At 60.7% G+C, this 21,966-nt stretch carries 16 protein-coding genes and 1 pseudogene; 8 read left to right on the top strand and 9 right to left on the bottom strand.

All coding sequences use genetic code 11. The features are described 5' to 3' along the window. Window positions 1–252 (bottom strand): annotated as a pseudogene (locus ACOVRJ_RS17615) (dioxygenase); the annotation flags it as partial. Between the two features lie 182 nt (window positions 253–434). Here ACOVRJ_RS17615 and ACOVRJ_RS17610 point away from each other — a divergent pair. Beyond that, a complete protein-coding gene (locus tag ACOVRJ_RS17610) occupies window positions 435–3,029 on the top strand; it encodes an ABC transporter permease (RefSeq protein ID WP_422045138.1) in 2,595 nt (864 codons plus the stop codon). A 119-nt stretch (window positions 3,030–3,148) separates the two neighbouring features. Here the strand turns inward: ACOVRJ_RS17610 and ACOVRJ_RS17605 are convergent, their stop codons facing one another. The 7 genes from ACOVRJ_RS17605 to ACOVRJ_RS17575 form a co-directional block, all read right to left on the bottom strand. Continuing rightward, window positions 3,149–5,188 (bottom strand): methyl-accepting chemotaxis protein, encoded by a 2,040-nt coding sequence (locus ACOVRJ_RS17605; protein ID WP_422045137.1) that lies wholly within the window; start codon window positions 5,186–5,188, stop codon window positions 3,149–3,151. Between the two features lie 50 nt (window positions 5,189–5,238). Further along, on the bottom strand, window positions 5,239–7,404 hold the full coding sequence (locus ACOVRJ_RS17600; RefSeq protein ID WP_422045136.1) for a methyl-accepting chemotaxis protein: 2,166 nt from the start codon (window positions 7,402–7,404) through the stop codon (window positions 5,239–5,241). Window positions 7,405–7,498: 94 nt separating this feature from the next. Then, a complete protein-coding gene (locus ACOVRJ_RS17595; RefSeq protein WP_422045135.1) occupies window positions 7,499–8,029 on the bottom strand; it encodes a chemotaxis protein CheW in 531 nt (176 codons plus the stop codon). 50 nt (window positions 8,030–8,079) lie between these two features. Further along, window positions 8,080–9,873 (bottom strand): methyl-accepting chemotaxis protein, encoded by a 1,794-nt coding sequence (locus ACOVRJ_RS17590; protein ID WP_422045134.1) that lies wholly within the window; start codon window positions 9,871–9,873, stop codon window positions 8,080–8,082. A 42-nt stretch (window positions 9,874–9,915) separates the two neighbouring features. Beyond that, entirely contained in the window at window positions 9,916–12,057 is a 2,142-nt protein-coding gene (locus tag ACOVRJ_RS17585; RefSeq protein WP_422045133.1) for a chemotaxis protein CheA, read from the bottom strand. 25 nt (window positions 12,058–12,082) lie between these two features. Continuing rightward, complete coding sequence (locus tag ACOVRJ_RS17580) at window positions 12,083–12,445, bottom strand: response regulator (RefSeq protein WP_263537105.1); 363 nt, start codon at window positions 12,443–12,445, stop codon at window positions 12,083–12,085. A 50-nt stretch (window positions 12,446–12,495) separates the two neighbouring features. Continuing rightward, on the bottom strand, window positions 12,496–12,951 hold the full coding sequence (locus tag ACOVRJ_RS17575) for a hypothetical protein (RefSeq protein WP_422045132.1): 456 nt from the start codon (window positions 12,949–12,951) through the stop codon (window positions 12,496–12,498). A 266-nt stretch (window positions 12,952–13,217) separates the two neighbouring features. On the opposite strand from ACOVRJ_RS17575, the gene ACOVRJ_RS17570 reads away from it, so the two are divergent. The 5 genes from ACOVRJ_RS17570 to ACOVRJ_RS17550 all read left to right on the top strand — a co-directional run bounded on the left by ACOVRJ_RS17570 (window position 13,218) and on the right by ACOVRJ_RS17550 (window position 19,124). After that, on the top strand, window positions 13,218–14,381 hold the full coding sequence (locus ACOVRJ_RS17570) for a response regulator (RefSeq protein WP_422045131.1): 1,164 nt from the start codon (window positions 13,218–13,220) through the stop codon (window positions 14,379–14,381). After that, the gene (locus tag ACOVRJ_RS17565) at window positions 14,378–15,025 is read left to right on the top strand and encodes a response regulator (RefSeq protein ID WP_422045130.1); all 648 of its coding nucleotides are present in this window, start codon (window positions 14,378–14,380) and stop codon (window positions 15,023–15,025) included. The genes ACOVRJ_RS17570 and ACOVRJ_RS17565 overlap by 4 nt, the downstream gene beginning before the upstream one ends. 202 nt (window positions 15,026–15,227) lie before the next feature. After that, window positions 15,228–16,562 (top strand): diguanylate cyclase domain-containing protein, encoded by a 1,335-nt coding sequence (locus tag ACOVRJ_RS17560; protein WP_422045129.1) that lies wholly within the window; start codon window positions 15,228–15,230, stop codon window positions 16,560–16,562. A gap of 124 nt (window positions 16,563–16,686) precedes the next feature. After that, window positions 16,687–18,588 (top strand): TonB-dependent receptor plug domain-containing protein, encoded by a 1,902-nt coding sequence (locus ACOVRJ_RS17555; protein WP_422045128.1) that lies wholly within the window; start codon window positions 16,687–16,689, stop codon window positions 18,586–18,588. A gap of 92 nt (window positions 18,589–18,680) precedes the next feature. After that, on the top strand, window positions 18,681–19,124 hold the full coding sequence (locus ACOVRJ_RS17550; protein WP_422045127.1) for a YfiR family protein: 444 nt from the start codon (window positions 18,681–18,683) through the stop codon (window positions 19,122–19,124). A 43-nt stretch (window positions 19,125–19,167) separates the two neighbouring features. Here ACOVRJ_RS17550 and murI read toward each other — a convergent pair whose 3' ends face one another. Continuing rightward, a complete protein-coding gene (gene murI, locus ACOVRJ_RS17545; RefSeq protein ID WP_422045126.1) occupies window positions 19,168–19,974 on the bottom strand; it encodes a glutamate racemase in 807 nt (268 codons plus the stop codon). Between the two features lie 162 nt (window positions 19,975–20,136). Between murI and ACOVRJ_RS17540 the strand changes: the two genes are divergently transcribed. Both ACOVRJ_RS17540 and ACOVRJ_RS17535 read left to right on the top strand, forming a co-directional pair. Further along, the gene (locus ACOVRJ_RS17540) at window positions 20,137–20,889 is read left to right on the top strand and encodes an electron transfer flavoprotein subunit beta/FixA family protein (protein WP_422045125.1); all 753 of its coding nucleotides are present in this window, start codon (window positions 20,137–20,139) and stop codon (window positions 20,887–20,889) included. Between the two features lie 31 nt (window positions 20,890–20,920). After that, window positions 20,921–21,853, top strand: coding sequence for an electron transfer flavoprotein subunit alpha/FixB family protein (locus tag ACOVRJ_RS17535; RefSeq protein ID WP_422045124.1), 933 nt, complete (start codon window positions 20,921–20,923; stop codon window positions 21,851–21,853). Window positions 21,854–21,966 lie beyond the last annotated feature (113 nt).

Here is a 21,966-nt window from a genome sequence, read left to right as displayed (position 1 = left end):
TGCCAGGGACATCAACTGCTCGGCCAAGTCGGGTGCCCCCGGAGCGTCGTAGCGCAGGCTGCGCAATCGCGGGTCGAATCCATTGAAATCGAAGATTGCCTGGTGCTGACGGCCCGCCCACAAGGTGGGCTGCGCAGCCAGGCTATGGGCCGAGATGCTCAAGACGGCTCGTGGCCGGCCAAAGCCTTGATCGAGGCAGTGGCCCAGTGCCTGCATGAAAGTGCCGGCCTCGCGGGGGTCCAGCGCCGTCATGGGTGAGCCATGTGAAACAAATAGGGGAGGGAAGTGCGCGGCAGCAATGGGGTTCGGCGATGTATGCATGGACCTATTGGACGCCGCAGGGAGCGGCGCTGGGTGCCAATCGATTGAACCCGGCATTCAGGGCTTTTGCATCCTGGCGGCAGCGTCCCCGCGGAGTCGCTACAGTGCGGGGCATGAGTACGCCCAGCATTCCTTCAGCGCCCGTCTCCCCGTCCACTTCTTCGCGAGGCGCTCGTCCACCGAATGTGTGGCAGATGGCTTGGCGGCAGTTCTGGCGTGATTGGCGCGCGGGTGAGTTGCGCTTGCTGATGCTGGCGGTCGGTTTGGCGGTGGCGGCCGTTTGTGCGGTCAGCTTCATGTCGGACCGCTTGGATCAAGGGCTACGCCGCGACGCCTCGCAATTGATGGGCGGCGATGCGGTCTTGCTCAGCGACCAGCCCACGCCGGCACCTTTGCTGGCACTGGCGGATGAACTGGGTTTGGCGCGGGTGAGTAGCGTCAACTTTGCCAGCATGGCCCGAGCCTCGGAGGCTCAGGGCGGCGCGAGCCGCTTGGTGGCGGTCAAGGCTGTTGGTGCGGCCTATCCCTTGCGCGGGCGACTGACGCTGGCCGATGGGCGTGTGGTGAAGGCGCCTGCGCCCGGCGAGGTTTGGGTGGATGCCGGTGTATTGACAGGCCTGGGCCTGAAACTGGGTGATGTTTTGCAGTTGGGGGAAGTTGGGCTGCGCGTTGGCGGTGTGATTGACATTGAGCCCGACCGAGGCGCCGGCTTTTTGAACTTCGCGCCGCGCGTGATGTTGTCCGATGCGGACTTGGCTGCGACCCAGTTGGTCCAGCCGGCGAGTCGTATCAGCTACCGCTTGGCGGTGGCATCCAAGCCGGGTGATGCCCGCGCCGCGCAGAAAGTGACGCAGTTCACCCGTCAATCGGCCGAACTCATCAAATCGTCGGGGTGGCGCGGCATACGGCTGGATTCTTTGGAGAGTGGCCGCCCCGAAATGCGCCAAACCTTGGACCGCGCGAGCAAGTTTCTGAACCTTGTCGCCATGTTGGCGGCCTTGTTGGCGGCGGTCGCGGTGGCGCTTGCCGCGCGCGATTTTGCGGGCCGCCATCTGGATGATTGCGCCATGTTGCGTGTGTTGGGTCAGCCGCAGCGCCGCATTGCCTGGACCTACGGGCTGGAGTTTGCCTTTGCGGGATTGCTGGCCAGTGTTTTGGGTGTGGCCGCAGGTCTGGCGCTGCATTACGGCTTTGTTGAGCTGTTGGCGGGACTGCTGAATGTGAGTCTTCCGCATCCGGGTTGGTGGCCGGCCGCCCTGGGCTTGGGCTTGGGCATGAGTCTGTTGCTGGGTTTTGGCTTGCCGCCGGTGCTGCAACTGGCGGCTGTGCCGGCTTTGCGTGTGATTCGACGAGATCTGGGGTCCTTGAATGCTGGATCCGCCTTGGTTCTGAGCGCGGGTGTGCTTGGCTTTGCGGCGATTTTGCAGGTGCTCGCGGGTGATCTGTTCTTGGGGCTGATTGCGGCGGGCGGTTTTGCTGCGGCGGTCCTGGTGTTTGCCGGCCTGGCTTGGTGTGCGGTGCTGTTGCTGCGTCGACTGGTGCCGCTGGGGGGCGGGGGCGTTGCCGTACCGCGTTGGCTGTTGCTGGCAACACGGCAGGTCGCGGCGCGGCCGGTGTTTGCCGTGGTCCAGGTTTCCTCTCTGGCGGTGGGTCTCTTGGCTCTGGCCTTGTTGGTCTTACTTCGCACCGATTTGATTGACAGCTGGCGCGCGTCTACGCCGGCCAATGGCCCCGATCGATTCGTGATCAATATTCAGCCCGATCAGGCGCCGGCTTTTCGTGCGCAATTGGCTTCCGCTGGCGTCGAGCGTTATGACTTCTATCCCATGATCCGTGGGCGCTTGCTCGCCATCAATGGGCAAGAGATTGATCCGCAAAAGTTCAGCGAAGACCGCGCCAAGCGCCTGGTTGAGCGTGAGTTCAACCTCAGTCACTCGGCCCATCAGCCGGATCAGAATCAGCTCGTCGGCGGGCGCTGGCAGGACGATGAGGCGGACGGCTTGAGTGTGGAGGAGGGTTTGGCGGCCTCTTTAGGTCTGAAGCTCGGTGATCGCTTGCGCTTTGATGTGGCAGGGGTGGCGGTTGAAGGCCGTATCAGCAGTTTGCGCAAGGTCGATTGGGCTTCCATGCGGGTCAACTTCTTTGTGCTTTTCCCGCGCGCCGAGATGCCGGAGTTGCCTCGCACCTATGTGGCGGCCTTTCGAGCGCCGGCGGGTGACAGTCTGGACCGAGCGATTGGGCGTGAGTTTCCGAGTGCCACCGTGGTGGATGTATCGGCGCAATTGAATCAAGTGCAGGGCGTGCTGAATCAGGTGATTCAGGCCGTGCAGTTCCTGTTCGCTTTTTCCTTGGCGACCGGCGTTGTGGTGTTGTTGGCCAGTGTCAACAGCACGCGTGAGGCACGCATACGCGAGTTCGCCTTGATGCGAGCCTTGGGCGCCAGTTCGCAGCTGTTGGCGCAGGTTCAACGGGCGGAATTGCTCGGAGTCGGGGCACTGGCGGGCTTTTTGTCGGGTCTGGTGGCGTTGCTCTTGGGTGGGCTTCTGGCGCGCTATGTGTTTGGCTTCGCCTGGACGCTGAATGCCTGGGTCCCGCTGGTGACGATGCTGGCCGGGGCCTTGCTGGCGCTGCTGGCGGGTTGGTGGAGTTTGCGCGGCGTGTTGCAGCGACCTGTCACCCAGACCTTGCGGCAGGCCGATACTCAGTAGCGGTAGTAGCGGTAGTAGCGGTAGTAGCGGTAGTAGCGGGCAAAAAGCAAAGCCCGGCCGCAAGACTTGCGGGCCGGGCCGGGCTGGGCGGATGGCGTTCGGGGCTCTAAGTTTGGGGTTTAGAACGACTGCCAGTCGCCGTGGTCGTCTTTGTTGTCGGCCGGAGGAGGCGCGGCAGGACGGGGCGCGGGTGCTTCAGCAGGTTTGGGTGCTGCAGCCTTATGAACCGGTGCGGGCTTGGCTGCGGGCTTGAAGCTCGCCCCATGACTCGAACCGGCCGGCCTGCTCACCGGCTTGTGGCTCATGCTGGACCGGGCGGGCGCAGGAGCACTGTGGTGCTGCGCATGGCCTTCGGTGCTGCTGAGCCGGAAGACCGAGACCACCTCTGTCAGGCGTTGCGCTTGGTCCTTCAAACTCTCTGCCGCTGCCGCAGACTCTTCCACCAAGGCAGCGTTCTGCTGGGTCATTTGATCCAACTGCACGACGGCGCCATTGACTTGACCGATGCCATCGCTTTGCTCGCTGGAAGCGGCCGTGATTTCCCCAATGATGTCGGTGACACGTTGTACGCTGGAGACGATGTCGCTCATCGACGCGCCGGCGGCCTCCACGAGTTTTGAGCCCACCTCAACCCGGTCGACGCTGGCGCCAATCAGCCCCTTGATTTCCTTGGCGGCTTCGGCACTGCGTTGCGCCAAAGAGCGCACTTCGCTTGCCACCACCGCGAAGCCTCGACCTTGTTCGCCGGCCCGCGCGGCTTCGACGGCGGCATTCAAGGCCAGGATGTTGGTTTGGAAGGCGATGCCGTCAATGACGCCAATGATGTCGCTGATCTTTTTCGAGCTGTTGTTGATCTCGTCCATGGTGGTGACCACCTGGCTGACCACCTCACCCCCCTTGGCTGCGGCTGAGGACGCCGAAGAGGCCAGCTGATTGGCGGTTTGTGCCGCATCCGCTGTTTGCCTGACGGTGCCCGTCAACTGTTCCATCGACGAGGCCGCTTGCTGAAGGTTGGATGCGGTTTGCTCGGTACGCTGGGAGAGGTCTTGGGCGCCAATAGCGATTTCGCTGGAGGCGGTGGTGATGGAGTTGCTGGCCGAGCGCACGTCGAGCAGAATGGTTTGGATCTTTTCGGCAAACAGATTGAAAGAGGCCGCGATTCGCGAAATCTCATCTTTGCCGGCCTCCGGCAGGCGTTGCGTCAAATCGCCGCCACCGGCGCTGATTTCATCCAGGGCGCTGCGTACGCGCTCCAGGCCGCTGAGCATGGTGGTGATGACCCCGGCCATCAACAGACCCGCCAACAGCATCACCACGATCAGAACAACGGCGGCGGCACGCAGCAGGGCGCTCAGCGAGGCCAGCGCTTCGCTCTTGTTGGCGGCAGCGACCAAAATCCAGTCACTTTCAGGAATCGCCACCCCGCGCAGCAAATAGTCTTGCTCCCCGATGCGAGCCTCCACCCAATTGGCGCCAGTCTCCTGCATCTGTTTCATGGCCTTGGCATCCAACTGCGGCGAAAGGTCGGAGAGGGGTTTCAGTGCCAGTTTGGCGTCCGGATGAGCCACGATCTTGCCCTTGGTGGAGGCCAAGAAGGCGAAGCCATTCGGGGTCGGCTTGATCGACTTGACCGTGCTCACCACTTCGTTCAAGAACACGTCCGTGGCCACCACGGCCTTGGTTTGGCCGCCTTCTTTGACTGCAAGCGCAAAAGTCACCACCAGTTGCTGGCGCGCGGCATCGACGTAGGGCTCGGTCAGCACCACGCCAGAACTTGATGCAGCTTGTGTGTACCAGGGGCGCCCGGTCGGGTCATAGCCGGGAGGGAGGTTTTGAGGGGTGTTGAAGACTATGCGTTTGTCTTCAAAGCCCACATAGGCCGCCTCCAGGGCGCCGGATTTGGCCGCTTGAACCAAGAAGGGGACAGCTTCCGCCTGTTGAACTGCCGGGCTCAGCGCTGTGACGATGTCTCGCTGCGAGCGCACCCATTGGCCAATGGAAGCCGCCCGTGCAGCATCCAGCTCATTCAGATTGGAGAGAACCGCGGCTTGCGTATGACCGCGCACGATGACGTAGTTGGCGATGGTCGCAATGCAAAGCGTTACGGCCACAACGGCGATGCTCAGCGCTATCAGACGGGTCTTGATCGAGTCAAACATTGAGTGGATCTCCTCGGAACTAAGAATGTGGCTCGTGGTGAGCGTGTAGCCTAAAAGCTTTCCCAATCGCTTTCTTTGTCAGCCGGGGGCGCGGCTGATGGTGGCCGTGCAGGCGATCTGGTACTGGTCGCGCTTGAATCTGAGGGCTTGTGCGAATCGCCGGACTTGGCCTTGGAGCCACCCGCAGGAGGTGCCGGCTTGTGAGCGCTTGGAGGCGGCTTGCCAGATTTGCTGGGGACGTTTGATGAGCTAGCGGGCAGAGAGGAAGCCCGTGCAGGCTGAGTGCCATGCGCTGATCTGGCGAGCTTGAACATCGCCACCGCTTCCACCAGCAACTGCGCTTGGCCCTTCAGGCTTTCGGCTGCTGCGGCCGATTGCTCCACCAAGGCGGCGTTCTGTTGCGTCATCTGATCCAGTTGCACGACCGACTGATTCACCTGGCCGATACCTTCGCTTTGCTCGCTTGCGGCGGCGGTGATCTCGCCGATGATGTCTTGCACTCGTTGGACGCTGGAGACAATATCATTCATGGACGTCCCGGCTTCTTGCACCAAGCGGGAACCCACTTCCACCCGCTCGACGCTGGCGCCGATCAGTGACTTGATTTCCTTGGCTGCACCTGCGCTGCGTTGCGCCAGCGAGCGGACTTCGCTGGCCACCACGGCAAAGCCGCGGCCTTGTTCACCGGCGCGAGCGGCTTCAACGGCAGCATTCAGGGCCAGGATATTGGTTTGGAAAGCGATGCCGTCGATCACGCCGATGATGTCATTGATCTTGCGCGAACTGGCGTTGATCTCGTCCATGGTCGCCACCACCTGACCCACCACTTGCCCGCCCTTGGCTGCAGCTCCGGCGGCTGAAGATACCAACTGATTGGCGGTGCGTGCCGAGTCGGCGGTTTGCTTGACGGTGCCGGTTAACTCCGACATCGATGAGGAGGCCAACTGCAGATTGGACGCGGTTTGCTCGGTGCGTTGACTCAAGTCTTGATTGCCCGTGGCGATCTCTGCGCTGGCGGTTCCGATGGAGTCCACGGATTGACGCACCGTGCCTATGGTCTCGGCCAAGCGTTGTCTCATGCCTTCGGTTCTTTGGATCAAGAGACCGATTTCGTCGTCCCGCTTGCTGTCGACTTCGTGTGACAAATCACCTTGGGCGATGGCGCCCACGGCCTGAGTGAGGGCGCCAAGCGGTTCTGCCACCCAGTTCCTCATCATCCAGAAGAGCCCGAAACCCAAGCCCGCGGCGGTCAAGGCCAGCATGATCCAAAACGGCACCAAGGTAGCCCAGTGGGAGGCCATGGCCTCGCCCTTGGACACTTGCGCAATCACCCAATAGCCGGTTTGCTCGCTTTTCCGAACCACCGCAAAGTTGTCGTCGCGGGGGCTGGCCAAGGCATTGGGGACACCGGCGAGGTAGCCGTCCTCGCTTTCGCCCAACTCCGTCAGGGTTTTGTCGAAACCGGGGAACACTTCGTTGACCAGCTTCCCTTTGGCTGTGGGGTGCGCGACAAACGTAGCCTTGGAAGGATCTTTGCCTACCGAAACGATATAGGTCCCGCCGTTCTCAAAGAACTTGGCCTTGGCGGCCAGCGATTGCATCGCGCTTTCAAACGCATCCAGATCGAAACCGACGAAGAGCAGGCCGATCAATTTGCCGTCATCGCTCTTGATCGGCGAGTAATGGGTCATATAGGCCCGGCCAAACAGGTAGGCCCGGCCTGAAAAGGCTTTGCCAGCCTTGACAGTCTCGTAAGCGGGGTGCGTCTTGCCGAGCATGGTGCCCATGGCTCGTTCGCCATCGGGCTTCTTCAAGGAGGTGGTGATGCGCTCAAAGTCATCACCCTTGGCGGCGAACACGGTGGCAATGCCTCCCGTGGCACCTGCAAACTTATCAACTTGGGTGAAGTTGCCGTTCAGCTTGGGACCCCAGTCGCGCAAGTCGCCGGTGGCCTCGTCCAGCGAGAAGCTGGGTCCAAATTCTTGCCGGAACGAGCCGAAGTTTCGTTCCACCAAGATTCGCGAGGAATCGTCCATCGCGTGCATGGAGTCGACCAGCGATTGCGCTTTGTCGCCCACCCAGGTCACCACGCGTTGATGGGCGTCGCGAGTCAGCATGACGCTGACGATGCTACTGACGGTGAGCAGCACCAGTGCCAGCGTAATTCCGCCTATGGTCGAGACGCGTTTCGCTATTGAAGTGGAGCCCGTTGCCATAACAACCTTCGCCTTTCTGGTGAGTCAAACTCATGATGCTGCTATGTGTTGCAGCTTCCACGGGCCCCTGTCGCGCGGCATTCGGCCTTGACGTTTACATCGTCAAGGAGTCCATCAAGCCCATGTCGGCACTGCTCATCAGGCCTTCAATGTCCATCAGAATCAGCATGCGGTCATTGACGGTGCCAATACCGGTGATGAAGCTGGTGTCCACCGAAGATGAGCTCAATTCCGGTGCAGGGCGAATGGCATCGCGGTTCAGTTCCAAAACATCGGACACCGAGTCAACCACCGCGCCAACCACGCGGTTGCGCACGTTCAGCACGATCACCACGGTGAAACTGTTGTACTCCGATGAAGGGCAGCCCAGTTTCAAGCGCAGATCCACGATGGGCACGATCACGCCACGCAGATTGACCACACCCTTGATGAAGTCTGGCGCATTGGCAATGCGGGTCGGCTGCTCATAAGAGCGGATTTCCTGCACCTTGAGAATATCGATACCGTACTCCTCCGCACCCAAGCGGAAGGTCAGGAACTCGCCACTGGCGGGACCGCGGCTGCGCAAGGCGAGATTGCCTGTTTCTTGGCGAATGGCCGGCACGTTGTCTCGGGTTGTTTCCATGGCTTACCTCGTTATGTGTGCAGAATGGAAGAAGTGATGGAGCGGGGGGGTCAGAACGATTCCCAGTCGGACTCCGCATGGCTGGAGGCAGGCGCGGTCTTGGGTGCGGCTGCTTTGGGCGCTGCGGTGGGCGCAATACTGGAAGTCTGCACCGGTCGGGCATGGCTTGTGTGGCCGGCCGTTGCGGACTTGGGCAAAGTTGCCGGTTTGGGCGCAGATGCGGGTGTCAACTTGGGCTTAGATGCAAAGGAACCGTGCGAACTCTTGGTCACGGAGTTTTTGCTGATTTTGAATCGGTCGACGGCCTCTGCCAAGCGTTCGGCCTGATCCTTCAGACTCTCCGCGGCTGCCGCAGATTCTTCCACCAGCGCTGCGTTCTGCTGGGTCATCTGGTCGAGTTGAACCACTGACTGATTGACCTGGCCAATGCCGTCGCTTTGCTCGCTGGTCGCCGCCGTGATCTCGCCAATGATGTCGGACACGCGCTGAACACTGGACACGATATCCGTCATGGACTCGCCCGCTTCTTGAACCAAGCGGGATCCGGTTTCCACCCGGTCGACGCTGGCGCCAATCAGGGTCTTGATCTCACGTGCAGCCTCGGCGCTGCGCTGCGCCAAGGATCGAACTTCGCTGGCCACCACAGCGAAGCCGCGACCTTGTTCGCCGGCGCGAGCGGCTTCGACCGCGGCATTCAAGGCCAAGATATTGGTCTGGAAGGCAATGCCGTCAATGACGCCAATGATGTCGCTGATTTTCTTGGAGCTGGTGTTGATCTCGTCCATCGTGGACACCACTTGGCCGACGACCTCGCCACCCTTGGCTGCCGCATTGGAGGCCGAAGAGGCCAGTTGGTTGGCGGTGCGGGCCGAGTCGGCGGTTTGTTTGACGGTGCCCGTGAGTTGCACCATCGAGGATGCGGCTTGCTGCAGGTTGGAGGCCGTTTGCTCGGTGCGGCCTGACAAATCTTGATTGCCGCTGGCAATTTCGACCGAGGCGGTTCGGATGCTGTCAGCGGAGGTTCGCAACTGACCGACCAAGCTTTGAAGTGCTTGCTGCATGTGCTGCAAAGAGCGCATCAGGTGCGATGCTTCATCTTGCCCTTCCACTTGCACCGAAGAACCCGTGAGATCGCCCTTGGCAATCGCATCCGCCAGCTCTTCGGCTTCAGCCAAGGGCTTGCAGATGCTGTTCATGTTCAGCAGGGTCAAAGGCACCACGATCGCTGCGCTGAGTGCCAGCACGATCACGAACATGGTCAGCATGCGCTCCTGGGTGGCCTGAGCCTGTGCTTGTGAGGCGGTCGAAGCCTTGTCTAACTCGAGTTGCAACTCACTCAAAAGCTTGTCAGCTTGACCAATGCTCTCCTTGGCGCCGCTGAGCAGTTTGTCGGCGAGGGCTGCGTTGTCGTAGCCACCGGCTTCGAGTTGTGTCAAGACCGGCAAGGCCCTGCTGGCGTACTCATCGATCAGCGGTGTGATTTGCTTGAGCAGGGCCGAGCTGCGATCTTGATTGGATGTCTGCAAGGAGGCAATCAGCTTGGCAAAAGTCTGGCGCGCCTCGTCCCATTTGGCATGTTCGGCCTTGACGATGTCCGGCTTTTCATAATTGATGATCATGTCCTTCTCGCGACGGCGCATTTCACCCATGGCCTTGGCCAGACCCGCGGAGGCATTGGCCTTGACCACCGAGTGCTCTGCGAACTGCCGCGTCTGGTCGCCCATGGCGTTCATGCCCAGCAGGCCGACACCACCGACGATGACCAACAAAGCCAGCACCATGGCAATGGCACCAATCATCCGAGTTCGGATGCTGAACTGTCGGAGCATTGCGCTCATACTCATCGAGGTTTTCCCTTTTTTGTTTTTCTAAGCCGAAGCTGCACTTCAGTGGCGCGAACGACGCACCAAGCTGCCCACATCGAGAATCAGCGCGACGCGGCCATCGCCCATGATGGTGGCGCCTGAAACGTCTGTCACCTTGCGGTAGTTGGCTTCCAAGTTCTTCACCACCACTTGTTGCTGGCCCAGCAGTTCATCGACCAGCAGCGCAACGCGGCCGCCTTCGGCTTCGACCACCACCATGATGGTGCTGACATGTTCGAAGTCAAAACGAGGCACGTTGAAGATGGTTTCCAGGCCGATGACCGGCATGTACTCGTCGCGAACCTCCACCACGCGTCCGGAACCCGCGACGGTCTTGATGGTGTCTGCTTGGACTTGGAAGGACTCAACGACGGAGGAGAGTGGCAAGATGTAGACCTCGTCGCCCACGCCGACGCTCATGCCGTCCATGATGGCCAAGGTCAAGGGCAGGCGCACCGAGACCTTCATGCCGTAGCCCTCGGCCGAATCGATCTCGACCGTACCGCCCAGCGAGGTGATGTTCTTCTTCACCACATCCATGCCGACGCCGCGGCCGGACACATCGGTGACCTGATCGGCGGTCGAGAAACCTGGCGCGAAAATCAAGTTCCAGACTTCGGAGTCGGTCATGGAGTCCGGTGCATCGATGCCTTTTTCGCGCGCTTTCTTGATCAGCTTGTTGCGGTTCAGGCCGTTGCCGTCGTCGCGCACCTCGATCACGATGGAGCCGCCCTGGTGCGAAGCGACCAAGGTGATGGTGCCGTGCTCCGGCTTGCCCTTGGCGACGCGATCGGCGGGCTGCTCAATGCCGTGGTCGCAGCTGTTGCGAACCAAGTGAGTGAGCGGGTCGGTGATCTTCTCGACCAAGCTCTTGTCCAACTCGGTCGCTTCACCCTGGGTCACCAGCTCGACCTTTTTGCCCAGCTTGGCAGCCAGATCACGCAGCATGCGAGGGAAACGGTTGAAGACGACCGACATCGGAATCATCCGAATCGACATCACCGATTCCTGCAGGTCGCGGGTGTTGCGTTCCAGATCGGCCAAGCCTGAAGTCAGTTGCTGGTACAGACCCGGTGCGACATCGCGGCTGTTCTGGGCCAACATGGCTTGGGTGATGACCAACTCGCCGACCAAATTGATCAGCTGGTCCACCTTTTCGATCGAGACCCGCAGTGTCGACTGCTCCATGCCTGCAGCAGCCGGACGGGCTTCTGCCCGGGCAGCCGCTTGCGCGACCACGGCGGGCTTCGGCGCTTCCGCTTGAACTTTCAGTTCGCTGCTGGCGGCGCTGCCTTCCGGGATGCCGGGTGCATTGTCGAAGAAGCCATAGCCAAGATCGGCTTCTTCTTTGGCAGCCGGCGGAGAGCCAGGTGCGCCGTCGTGGAAGCCAAAGCCCGGACCGAATGGTGAGAGCTTGACCTGTTCACGCGCCACATGGAATGTGAAGAGATCCAGCAGGTCGCTGTCCGTGCTGCTGGTGAGGACCTTGAAGCGACGAATGCCGTCAGCGGGAACGCCGCCATCTAAAGGCTCAATCGTGCCCAGGTCGGTGATTTCCTTGAACAGGTCAACCAAGTTGTCGGTCAGACTCATATCCGTCAAGGGACCGACCTGCAATTCCAGCTCGCGTACGCCGGGCTTGGGCGCGGCCTTGGAGGCTGGCGCTGGGCTCGGGGCCGGGCTGCTGGCCTTGGGGGCGGGTGCCGGTGCAGGCGGCGGCGCCGAAAAGTCGTCACCGGACTCGCCTTCTACAAAGCCGCGAATACTGGTCAGCAGATCGCTGGTGTCCACGGCGTCAGCGCCGGAACCCTGGTGGCGACCGAGCTGCGCCCGCAGCGCATCGCCCGATTGCAACAAGGTGTCCACCATCGGCGAGGTGGCTTTCAACTCATGGCGACGCAGCTTGTCCAGCAGCGTCTCCATTTGGTGGGTCAGTTCGGCGACATCGCCAAAACCAAAGGTGGCTGCTCCGCCCTTGATGGAGTGCGCGCAACGGAAGATGGCGTTGAGCTCTTCGTCGTCGGCGGTGTCGACATTCAGGTTCAGCAGCAGCTGTTCCATGTTGTCGAGGTTCTCGCTCGCCTCTTCAAAAAAAACTTGGTAAAACTGGCTCAGGTCGATGCCCGCGCTCAGGCTGGCGCCTTCGGAAGTCATTTCTCCCATGCTTTGCTCCAGAGTTGACGAGGCTTCACCGAATCACTTTGCCGATCACTTCGATCAGCTTGGCTGGATCAAAGGGTTTGACCAACCAGCCTGTGGCGCCTGCAGCGCGGCCTGCTTGCTTCATTTGATCGCTGGACTCTGTGGTCAGGATCAAGATTGGCGTGGTCTTGAACTTGGGGTTGTCGCGCAGCTTTTTGGTCAAGCTGATGCCGTCCATGCGCGGCATGTTCTGGTCGGTCAGCACCAGGTCGAAATCTCGTGTGCCCGACTTCTCCAAGGCGTCTTGCCCATCAACCGCTTCAACCACATTGAAGCCGGCGTTTTTGAGTGTGAAGGCGACCATTTGGCGCATCGAGGCCGAATCGTCCACGGCAAGGATTGAGTGCATTGTTGTCTCTCCGGGGTATCAAGCTGATTTCGGTAACTGGATTAGGATCTTTAGAACAATTCGATTGAACCGGCGTCCATCTCGTCCTGGGTGACCGGATTGGGTCGCAGCGGGGCGATCTCGACAATCGTTTCACCTTCTTCGTCATCGCCGAAGGTGTCACGAGCGAGTTGGTCGGCACAGTTGCGCAGGCGTTGGCTGGTGTGGGCGATCAATTGCGTGGCCATGTCTTGGAACTGCAGCGCCGTGATCGCGCCGGCGATGTCTTCCATCACCTTGTTCAAGACTGGGGCTTCGGCCGATGCTTGGTCTTGTCGCAAGAGTCCATTGACATGGCTTGACGCGCTGTAGAAATGGGTCGACAGCGCCTCGCCCGCATCATCGAGCAAGCGCTGCAAACGCTCCAAATCATTGGTGACCGTCATCAGGTGATCCTGAAGCTCGGCGGCCACCAGCAGCGGAATCATCCCTTGGTCGGAAGGGTCTGGTGTTTCATTCATCAGCATCTTTGCTCCACACTTTTGTTCCCCCGGTGGCAAAACCTGGCCCCAAAAAGAGCCGATTCCCTGCGCAACACATGGCGACCATTCATTTGCCTGCATCTTCCTCATTTCTTGCGCGTGTGTCGACTGGACAATGTGGACAGAAGCGGGCTATTTCTGGCGATCGACGCCAGCAACCGGGTCAATCCTAGGGATAACCCTTGTTTTGCGGCATATTCTTGATGCATCAAAGGCAAGTGATGGTCAGTCCCCGGATGGAGGGTCACGCAATGACTGCATACTTCGCCCCCATGCCGACTCCAACTGCAAATCGCCGCTTACGCATCCTCCATATCGAAGACTCTGAACTCGATCATCAGCTGATCATGGCTCAGCTTCGTCGCGCAGGTCTCGATCTTGAGTTGGAGCGCATGGATACCCTGCCTGAGATCGAGCGAGCCCTGACCCAGCCCTGGGATGCCGTCATTTCCGACTACAACTTGCCTGGATTCTCTGGCTTGCTGGTCTTGGACATGCTGAAAGAAAGCCAGCTCTTGCTGCCCTTCATCTTGGTTTCAGGGGAGATTGGGGAAGACACGGCAGTCGCGGCCATGCGTACCGGCGCGTCGGACTATTTGTTGAAGAAAGATCTGGCGCGTTTGGCGCCAGCCTTGTTGCATGCGATTGAGGCCTGCGAGTCAGAGCGAGCTCGAATCGAGGCGGATCGAGAGCTGCTGAAATCCAAGCAGCGCTTGCATGAACTGGCGGGACACTTGCAAACCAGCGTTGAGATGGAGCGAGCGGCGATTGCCCGCGAGATCCATGACGATGTGGGGGGCTCATTGACCGCCCTGAAGTTCGACTTGGCCTGGATCAATCGCCATGCCAAGGATCCTGCGGTTTTGCAGCGCGTTGAGTCTGCCTTGGAGACTGTGACGGCAGCGATTGAGGCCAGCCAGCGCATCATGCAGAACCTGCGCCCTGCCATTCTCGAGCAAGGCTTGGTTGCTGCCGTGCAGTGGATGGCGGCTCGATTTGAGCGTCGTACTGGCATCGTGGTGGTGCTGCGAACCAGCAGCGAGCAGATGCAATTGCCGGCCGGCGTCCCCTTGGTGGCCTATCGGACGGCGCAGGAGGCGCTGACCAATGTTTCCAAGCACGCGCAGGCCAGCCGGGTGGATATCGATTTGAGCATTGACTCGGGCGTGCTAACGCTTGAAGTCAGCGACAATGGCGTGGGGATTTCACCCGGAGCCTTGGCCAAGGCGCGCAGCTTTGGCATTCGCGGTTTGCATGAGCGTGCCGCAACGGTAGGTGGATGGGTGGATTTGAGCAGCAATAGCAAGGGCGTGAGCCTGATTCTTTCGGTGCCACTTCGTGCCGAAGAGGGCGGACTGCTGGGTGATGACATTCCGGTGGTGGCGCAAGAAGGTTCGGCCTGGGGCAATTCATGATCAAAGTGATTTTGTGTGATGACCACGCTTTGATTCGGCGTGGTATCCGTGACACCTTGTCCGATGTTGCCGATATTCAGGTGGTCGGTGAGGCGGGGGATTACGGCGAGTTGCGCAGCCTTTTGCGCGATTTGGGTCCGAGTGGCGGCTGCGATGTCTTGGTACTGGACATCAATATGCCCGGTCGCAGCGGGCTGGATGTCTTGCATGTCATGAAGGACGAAGGCACGGCCATCCGGACCTTGATCGTGTCGATGTATCCCGAGGACCAGTATGCGATTCGCGCCTTGCGGGCGGGCGCCTTCGGCTATGTCAACAAGGGTGGTGATCCTCAGGTGCTGGTGCAGGCGGTGCGCACGGTGGCGCAGGGACGCAAGTACGTCACACCCGAGATCGCCCAAATGCTAGTGGAAAGCCTGACGGCGCCCGTGAATGAGTTGGCGCATCAAAAGCTCTCAGACCGGGAATTGCAGACGCTTGTGATGATTGCCTCTGGCAAACGGCTCAGCGATATTGCCGAAGAGCTGATGCTGAGCCCCAAGACGGTCAGTGTGTACCGCGCACGAGTCTTGGAAAAGCTGGGCTTGGCGAACAATTCCGAGCTGACGGTGTATGCCATTCGCAACGGTTTGGTGGCCAGCTGATCTGAAGCCGAGGGGCAACTGGTCTTGGCCCTATTGAAGTCGGACTGAGATCCGACTGAGGCGGCACTGAGGTCGCTGTTTGGCATTGTCTGTGCCTGTTGACGGCGCTTTTCCGGCAATGTGGCCTGTCCACCCATGGTAGAACTCTGCCTGTGCGGCCTTTCTGCTGAAGGCGGCCTTGTTGAACCCCAGGGTTTTTCGCGTGACTGACATCGCCCCGCCCAAGTTGATTGGCCTTGCCTCGTCTCAGCGTCCGGCCGAGCGCACGCCGGTGGATGGTCGCGACTCACTGGTGGGGCGCCTGACCCGGCTTAACTTACAAGTGCTTTCAGCCACCTTGCTGTGCACTTTTGCCTTGATTGCCGCGGCCTCCTTGTTGGCGGCTCGCAATCTGCAAGCTGATGCGGCTCAACACAGTGCGGAGTTGCTGGCCAATAGTCTTGCGCCCATGCTGGTGTTCGAGGACAAGAATGCGGCGACCCAGGAATTGGCCTCTTTTGCGCTGCAGAGTGATGGGCGCCGGATTCTTGTCAGCGATGCGAATCGACAGCTGTTTGCCCAGTGGCCGCCCGGAGACGAGTCGCCTCGTTTGCAGCTGCCGGCCGAAGGGGGGCTCGGGGGCGCCTTGAGGCAGATGCAGCTGCGCGACGTTGAAGTCTGGATGCCGGTGCGTTTCAAGCAAGAGTTGGTGGGCTATCTGGGGATGCGCGAGAGCTTGGATCGGATCCAATGGGCGGTGTTGCGCATGGTTGCCTTGGCGGCGGCTGTGATCGGCCTGGCCATTGTCTTGGCTGGGCGCTTGTTGCGCTGGGTGCAGCGCAGCGCCCTGGCGCCGATTGTGGAGTTGTCCGACCTGGCCGAACAGGTGGCCCTGAGTCAAGACTACAGCCAGCGCGCCAAGGTGCATCGTTTCGATGAGGTGGGCCGCCTGAGCGAACGATTCAATCAGATGCTCAAGCGAGTCGAGATCAGCCAGGCAGAACTGAATCAGCAATTGAGGCAAGAGCAGCAGGCCGGTCAACAGTTTGAGCAACTGGCCTACAAAGACAGTCTGACCCAATTGCCGAACCGGCTGTATTTTCAGTCCGCTCTGCAGCGGCATATGGCTGCGAGTTGCCAAGGCGTGAACTTGATGGCCTTGATGTTCATTGACCTGGATAACTTCAAGACCGTCAATGACAGGCATGGGCACGAGGCCGGCGATGCGGTGCTCCGAGAAGTCGCACAGCGGATGACGCAAGTGCTTCGCAATGGGGATGTGTTGTGCAGACTCGGCGGCGATGAGTTCGCATTGATCTTGCCGAACTTGCCCGATGAGACCGCGGCCGAGCAACTGGCCTTGCGCTTGATTGCGGCGATCCGAGAGCCGATGGTGATCGATGGGCATTTGATGCCCATCGGGGCGACCGTGGGTTTGGCGTTCTGTCCGACCGATGAAGTCGATGCGCCGCAACTCTTGAGTGCCGCCGATGTGGCCATGTATGCCGCCAAGCGCGCGGGCAAGAACACCTACCGCCGGGCCAACCATGCTGCATGAACGGACTCAGTCGTGGCGCGGGTGCGGATTTGCGGCGCGGTGGACGCTGGGTTTCTGCCTGAGCCTAAGCCTGTGTTTTTTGAGCTCTGAGTCTCTTGCTGAAGAACTGGAGCCCAAGACTAGCGTGACAGATGCAGAGCCGGACTTGGCGCAGTTGTTGCGGCAGCCACTGAAGCAGGTGCCGCGCGATGTGGAGGTCAGCACCGTCTCGCGCTTCGTTCAGAGCGCGGCGCGGGCACCCAGCACCACCTATGTGCTGACGGCGGGCGACATTGCGCTTTACGGCTTCCGCTCGATGGCCGACATCCTGGGCGCCATGCCGGGGCTTTACGTCACCACCGGTGTTGACTTCAGCTATATCGGTGCACGTGGGCTGGGGCGACCGGGAGATCTGAATACCCGCATCCTGTTCTTGATTGACGGTATGCGCATTAACGAGAACGTTTTTGACGCCGCGCAGATTGGGGAGGAGTTCTTTGTCGATGTGGACCTGATCGAACGGGTGGAATTTGCGCCAGGTCCTGGCTCCGCCTTGTACGGCAACAATGCCTTTCTGGGCGTGGTCAATGTGTTGACCAAGCGAGCCGATCGACTCGCGGGCCTGCACATGCGAAGCCGTCTGGACTCGCAAGGCGTTCAGCAGCTGCGCGCCAGCTGGGGCCACCGCTCTGACGCCGGTTGGGAGGGCTGGTTGTCGGCCAGTACTGCTCGGCAAGACGAACGCCCGCTCCCCTATGCGGTACTGCCTGAGTTTGAGCGTGACTTTCGCGAGCGCTTTTGGGACCGCAGCAAGCGCATGTTCGGCAGCCTTAACGCGGGAGGCTGGGCGTTTCGTTTTGGGGCCACCGATCTGAAGCGTGGCATTCCCGGCAACGTCAGCAGCACTGAGAACTTGGTCGTCGATCAAGCTTTTTTGCTGCTCAACAACCGTTTCGTCAGCCTGAGTCACGAGCGCAGCTTGGGGCCGGATTGGGACTTGTTCGCCAGCGTGTCGGCCAAGAGTCATACCTACCGGGATCGGATGCCCTTTTTTGATCGAGACACAGGGCAGAAGCGCTACTTCGGTGCCACGTCCCTGGGGCGCTGGACGAACTGGGACCTGCGCCTCAGCACCCGACAATTCGATCGGCATGTCTTGATGGCAGGCCTGGAGGTGCAAGACGATCGGCAGCAGCGCATTTCCATCGGTGCCGAAGGGGATCCGCCCTTGCAGGAGTATTTCGGCATCAATCGTCGCAGCGCTTGGTTCATTCAAGATGAATGGCAGCTGAGCGAGGCTCAGCGCTTGGTCATCGGTTTGCGCCGAGACGCATCCAAGGTAGCTAAAGCGCGATTGAATCCGCGTTTGGCTTGGATCTGGAGCGGCATCCCCGATGCCAGCTTGCGGCTGATGTACGGTAGCGCGTTTCGGGCGGCCAATCTGAACGAGTTTGCGATCAACGCCTCTTGGGGCGTGGCGACGCCCGAGCCCGAGCAGATCAGGTCCTATGAGCTTTCTTGGGAACAGTCATTGACGCCGCAGCTGCAGTACCGGGCTTCTTTCTATGCGTCTCGCATGAATGACCTGATTGAGCAGAATCAGGTGGACCTGCCGATCTTTGAGAACAGCACCCGTGTGCGCAGCTACGGCGGTGAATTGGATGTGGAGAGGCGCTGGGATCAAGGGTCTCGACTTCGTTTGGGCCTGTCTTTGCAACGCAGCAGGGATGAGCAAGATGCGGGCCTGAGCAATTCCCCGCATGCCTTGTTCAAGCTGCTTTACAGCCAACCTTTGCGCGGCGACAGCTTGCAACTGGCGTGGCAGACGTTCGCCATGAGTCGGCGCAGCACTTCCTTCCAGTCTTTGCCAGGCTACGCCGTGCATAACGTCAATTTGCTGTGGCGTCCGCGCTTGAATCTGGAGTTCAGCTTGGGCGTTTACAACCTGATGGATCGCGGCTATCTTGACCGCTCCACGACGCTGACGCCGGCCATTCAATCAGAGCGGCGCACCTTGCAATTGGGCCTCAACTGGAGCTTGGGTTGATGAGCTGGCCTTGTTGGCATAGGGCTGCCTTGTTGCTGGGAGCGTGCGCCGCGGCCTTGCCTGCTGGCGCAGCCCCCTCGCAAGGCAGTTTGATGGACGACGCTCAGCTCAAGGCGGCGTTTGTTTACCGCTTTGCGCAGTTCACCCAGTGGCCGCCTCCGCCCGCTCAAGAGTTCACCTACTGCGTGGCCGGCAGTCAAGGCATGCAGGAGGCGATGCAAGCACTGACCCTGAAGTCCCACAGCGTCGCCCAGGTGCGAATGCGCTACCTGACCGATCCCCAGCAGTTGGGCCAGTGCCATCTGCTGTTCTTGGGCTTTGTGGAGCGCGCTGATTTGCAGCGCTGGCAGCTCGCTGCCGGTGACGCCCCCTTGTTGGTGGTGGCCGACACGGTGGAGGCTTTCCGCAGTGGCGCCGTCATCGGTCTGATTGCCGAGCCGAATGGCTTGAGTTTCCGTGTCAACTTGACCGAGGCCAAGCGGCGGGGATTGATGCTCAGTTCGCAGATGCTGAAGTTGGCGCGCGAGGTCAGGTGAGCCTGGGGAGGTCGCGTGCAGGACGTCCCGGCATTTGAGCTTCTTAAATCTGCAAGCCGCTGGCGCTGAATGGCCAATTCAAGGCTTGCTGCACAAAACGGCTTAGAGACTGCGCTTCTCCGGTGGTTTGCAAGAGGGGAGCGGCGTCCGGCGTTGAAGACAAGCCGAGCGCTTGCCATTGCCGCGCCGCTTGCTGAGCTACTGCCGACTCGATGTTCAGCAGCTTGACCTGCGCGCCCAGCGTCTCTTGCAACTGCGCTTGAATCAGCGGGTAATGGGTGCAGCCCATCAGCACCGTATCCACCTCGGCTTCAAGCAAGGGTTGGCACAGCTGAGCGAGCAGTTTGCGCAACTCCTCAGATTGCAAGTCGCCGCGTTCAATCAGCTCCACCAAGCCGGGGCAGGCTTGGCTGAAGACTTGCACCTGGCCGGCATGTTTTTGAACCAGGTCGGCAAAGCGCGCACTGGCGATGGTGGCGGGCGTGGCCATCACCCCGATGCGCCCGACTCGGCTTTGGGCCACGGCAGGCTTGATGCCGGGCTCGGTGCCCACGATGGGGACCTCGGGCCAACGCTGCCGTAGTGCCCCAATGGCATGGGCCGTTGCCGTATTGCAGGCCACCACCAAGACGCGCGCACCTTGCTCAATCAAATGGCCGCCTACCTTCAGGCTGCGCTCGATGATGTAGTCCGCCTCGCGCAGGCCGTAGGGCGCATGAGCCGTGTCTGCGACGTAGTGCAGGGCGACTTCTGGCAGTTGCTGGCGCAGCTCGCGCAAGACCGTCAGGCCGCCCACGCCGGAATCGAAAACGCCCAGGCGAGGCGCTGAAATAGAAGGGAGGGAACTCATTGAGTGCGTCAGTCTAGCTTTTGCGCTGGACCGCTTCGGGCTCGTGGTTAAAATAGAACGATCGTGCTTTTTTCGCCGAAGTCGGCGATGATGGTGCAGGGCCTCGGGGCCACCCCTTTAGAATCTGATTAACGTTAACGTCAATTCGTCTTGGAGTAATCGATGAAAGTCTTGGTCCCAGTCAAACGCGTGGTCGACTACAACGTCAAGGTGCGCGTCAAGAGCGACGGCACCGGCGTGGACATCGCCAATGTGAAGATGTCGATGAACCCCTTTGACGAGATCGCCGTCGAAGAGGCCGTGCGCCTGAAGGAGAAGGGCGTGGTCACCGAGGTGATCGCCGTGTCCTGCGGCGTGACCCAGTGCCAGGAGACCCTGCGCACCGCCATGGCCATTGGCGCCGACCGCGCCATCCTGGTGGAAACCGATGCCGAGTTGCAGCCCCTGGCCGTGGCCAAGCTCCTCAAGGCCCTGGTGGACAAAGAGCAGCCCGGCCTGGTGGTCTTGGGCAAGCAAGCCATTGACGACGACTGCAATCAAACCGGCCAGATGCTGGCCGCCTTGGCTGGTCTGCCGCAAGGCACGTTCGCCAGCAAGGTCGAGCTGAGCGCCGACTCGGTCGCCGTGACCCGTGAAGTTGACGGTGGCCTGGAAACCGTCAAGCTGAGCCTGCCCGCCGTCATCACCACCGACCTGCGCCTGAATGAGCCGCGTTATGTGACGCTGCCCAACATCATGAAGGCCAAGAAGAAGCAGCTCGACGTGGTCAAGCCCGCCGATCTGGGCGTGGACGTGGCCCCGCGCATCAAGACGCTGAAGGTGGAAGAGCCGCCCAAGCGCAGCGCTGGTGTCAAGGTGGCCGATGTGGCCGCGCTCGTTGACAAGCTGAAGAACGAAGCCAAGGTCATTGGCTGACCCCAGATCAGAAGAATTCGGAGAAAACACAATGACTGCTCTCGTTATTGCTGAACACGACAACGCCTCCATCAAGGGCGCAACGCTGAACACCGTGACCGCTGCGCTGGCCGCAGGCGGCGATGTGCATGTGCTGGTGGCGGGCTTCAACGCCGGCGCTGCCGCCGCTGCTGCTGCGCAGATCGCCGGTGTTGCCAAGGTCTTGCACGCCGACGCCGCTGGCCTGGAAAACGGCTTGGCTGAAAACCTGGCCGCCCAGGTGCTGGCGATTGCTTCTGGCTACAGCCACATCCTGTTCCCCGCCACCGCCTCGGGCAAGAACGTCGCCCCGCGCGTCGCTGCCTTGCTGGACGTGGCGCAACTGAGCGATGTCACCAAGGTCATCAGCGCCGACACCTTCGAGCGCCCGATCTACGCTGGCAACGCCATCGCCACCGTGCAAAGCAGCGATGCCACCAAGGTGCTGACCGTGCGCACCACCGGCTTTGACGCCGCAGCCGCCAGCGGTGGCAGCGCCGCTGTTGAAACCGTGGCCGCCGCCGCCGATAGCGGCAAGAGCAGCTTCGCGGGCCGTGAAGTGACCAAGAGCGATCGCCCCGAGCTGACCGCCGCCAAGATCATCGTTTCCGGTGGCCGTGCCCTGGGTTCGAACGAGAAGTTCATGGAAGTGCTGACCCCGCTGGCCGACAAGCTGGGTGCTGCCTTGGGCGCCTCGCGCGCCGCCGTGGATGCGGGTTATGCCCCGAACGACTGGCAGGTCGGCCAGACCGGCAAGATCGTCGCCCCTCAGCTCTATATCGCTGCCGGCATCAGCGGCGCCATCCAGCACTTGGCCGGTATGAAGGATTCCAAGGTGATCGTGGCGATCAACAAGGACCCCGAAGCCCCGATCTTCTCGGTGGCCGACTACAGCCTGGAAGCCGATCTGTTCACCGCCGTGCCGGAGTTGGTGAAGAGCCTCTGAGTGGCTCCAACACCGGGAAGCTCTCTGATTGAGTGAGCCCCAGGGCGCCCGACTTCACGGTCGCGGCGCCCTTGTTCCATCTGAACGTCCCTGAACACCCTTGAACGACCCTA

Origin of the sequence: Roseateles sp., from assembly GCF_049240545.1 — a bacterium.
Lineage (GTDB): Bacteria > Pseudomonadota > Gammaproteobacteria > Burkholderiales > Burkholderiaceae_C > Paucibacter_A.
Note: the sequence above shows the minus strand (reverse complement) of the source record. Positions and strands in the feature narration are given on the sequence as shown.

Bases quoted from the DNA above. Each gene is read 5' to 3' on its own strand.
- ACOVRJ_RS17575 (WP_422045132.1), bottom strand. From the start codon at position 12,951: ATGCTGATGAATGAAACACCAGACCCTTCCGACCAAGGGATGATTCCG.
- ACOVRJ_RS17595 (WP_422045135.1), bottom strand. From the start codon at position 8,029: ATGGAAACAACCCGAGACAACGTGCCGGCCATTCGCCAAGAAACAGGC.
- ACOVRJ_RS17540 (WP_422045125.1), top strand. From the start codon at position 20,137: ATGAAAGTCTTGGTCCCAGTCAAACGCGTGGTCGACTACAACGTCAAG.
- ACOVRJ_RS17605 (WP_422045137.1), bottom strand. From the start codon at position 5,188: ATGTTTGACTCGATCAAGACCCGTCTGATAGCGCTGAGCATCGCCGTT.
- ACOVRJ_RS17610 (WP_422045138.1), top strand. From the start codon at position 435: ATGAGTACGCCCAGCATTCCTTCAGCGCCCGTCTCCCCGTCCACTTCT.
- murI (WP_422045126.1), bottom strand. From the start codon at position 19,974: ATGAGTTCCCTCCCTTCTATTTCAGCGCCTCGCCTGGGCGTTTTCGAT.
- ACOVRJ_RS17580 (WP_263537105.1), bottom strand. From the start codon at position 12,445: ATGCACTCAATCCTTGCCGTGGACGATTCGGCCTCGATGCGCCAAATG.
- ACOVRJ_RS17550 (WP_422045127.1), top strand. From the start codon at position 18,681: ATGGACGACGCTCAGCTCAAGGCGGCGTTTGTTTACCGCTTTGCGCAG.
- ACOVRJ_RS17600 (WP_422045136.1), bottom strand. From the start codon at position 7,404: ATGGCAACGGGCTCCACTTCAATAGCGAAACGCGTCTCGACCATAGGC.
- ACOVRJ_RS17570 (WP_422045131.1), top strand. From the start codon at position 13,218: ATGACTGCATACTTCGCCCCCATGCCGACTCCAACTGCAAATCGCCGC.
- ACOVRJ_RS17585 (WP_422045133.1), bottom strand. From the start codon at position 12,057: ATGGGAGAAATGACTTCCGAAGGCGCCAGCCTGAGCGCGGGCATCGAC.
- ACOVRJ_RS17535 (WP_422045124.1), top strand. From the start codon at position 20,921: ATGACTGCTCTCGTTATTGCTGAACACGACAACGCCTCCATCAAGGGC.
- ACOVRJ_RS17590 (WP_422045134.1), bottom strand. From the start codon at position 9,873: ATGAGTATGAGCGCAATGCTCCGACAGTTCAGCATCCGAACTCGGATG.
- ACOVRJ_RS17565 (WP_422045130.1), top strand. From the start codon at position 14,378: ATGATCAAAGTGATTTTGTGTGATGACCACGCTTTGATTCGGCGTGGT.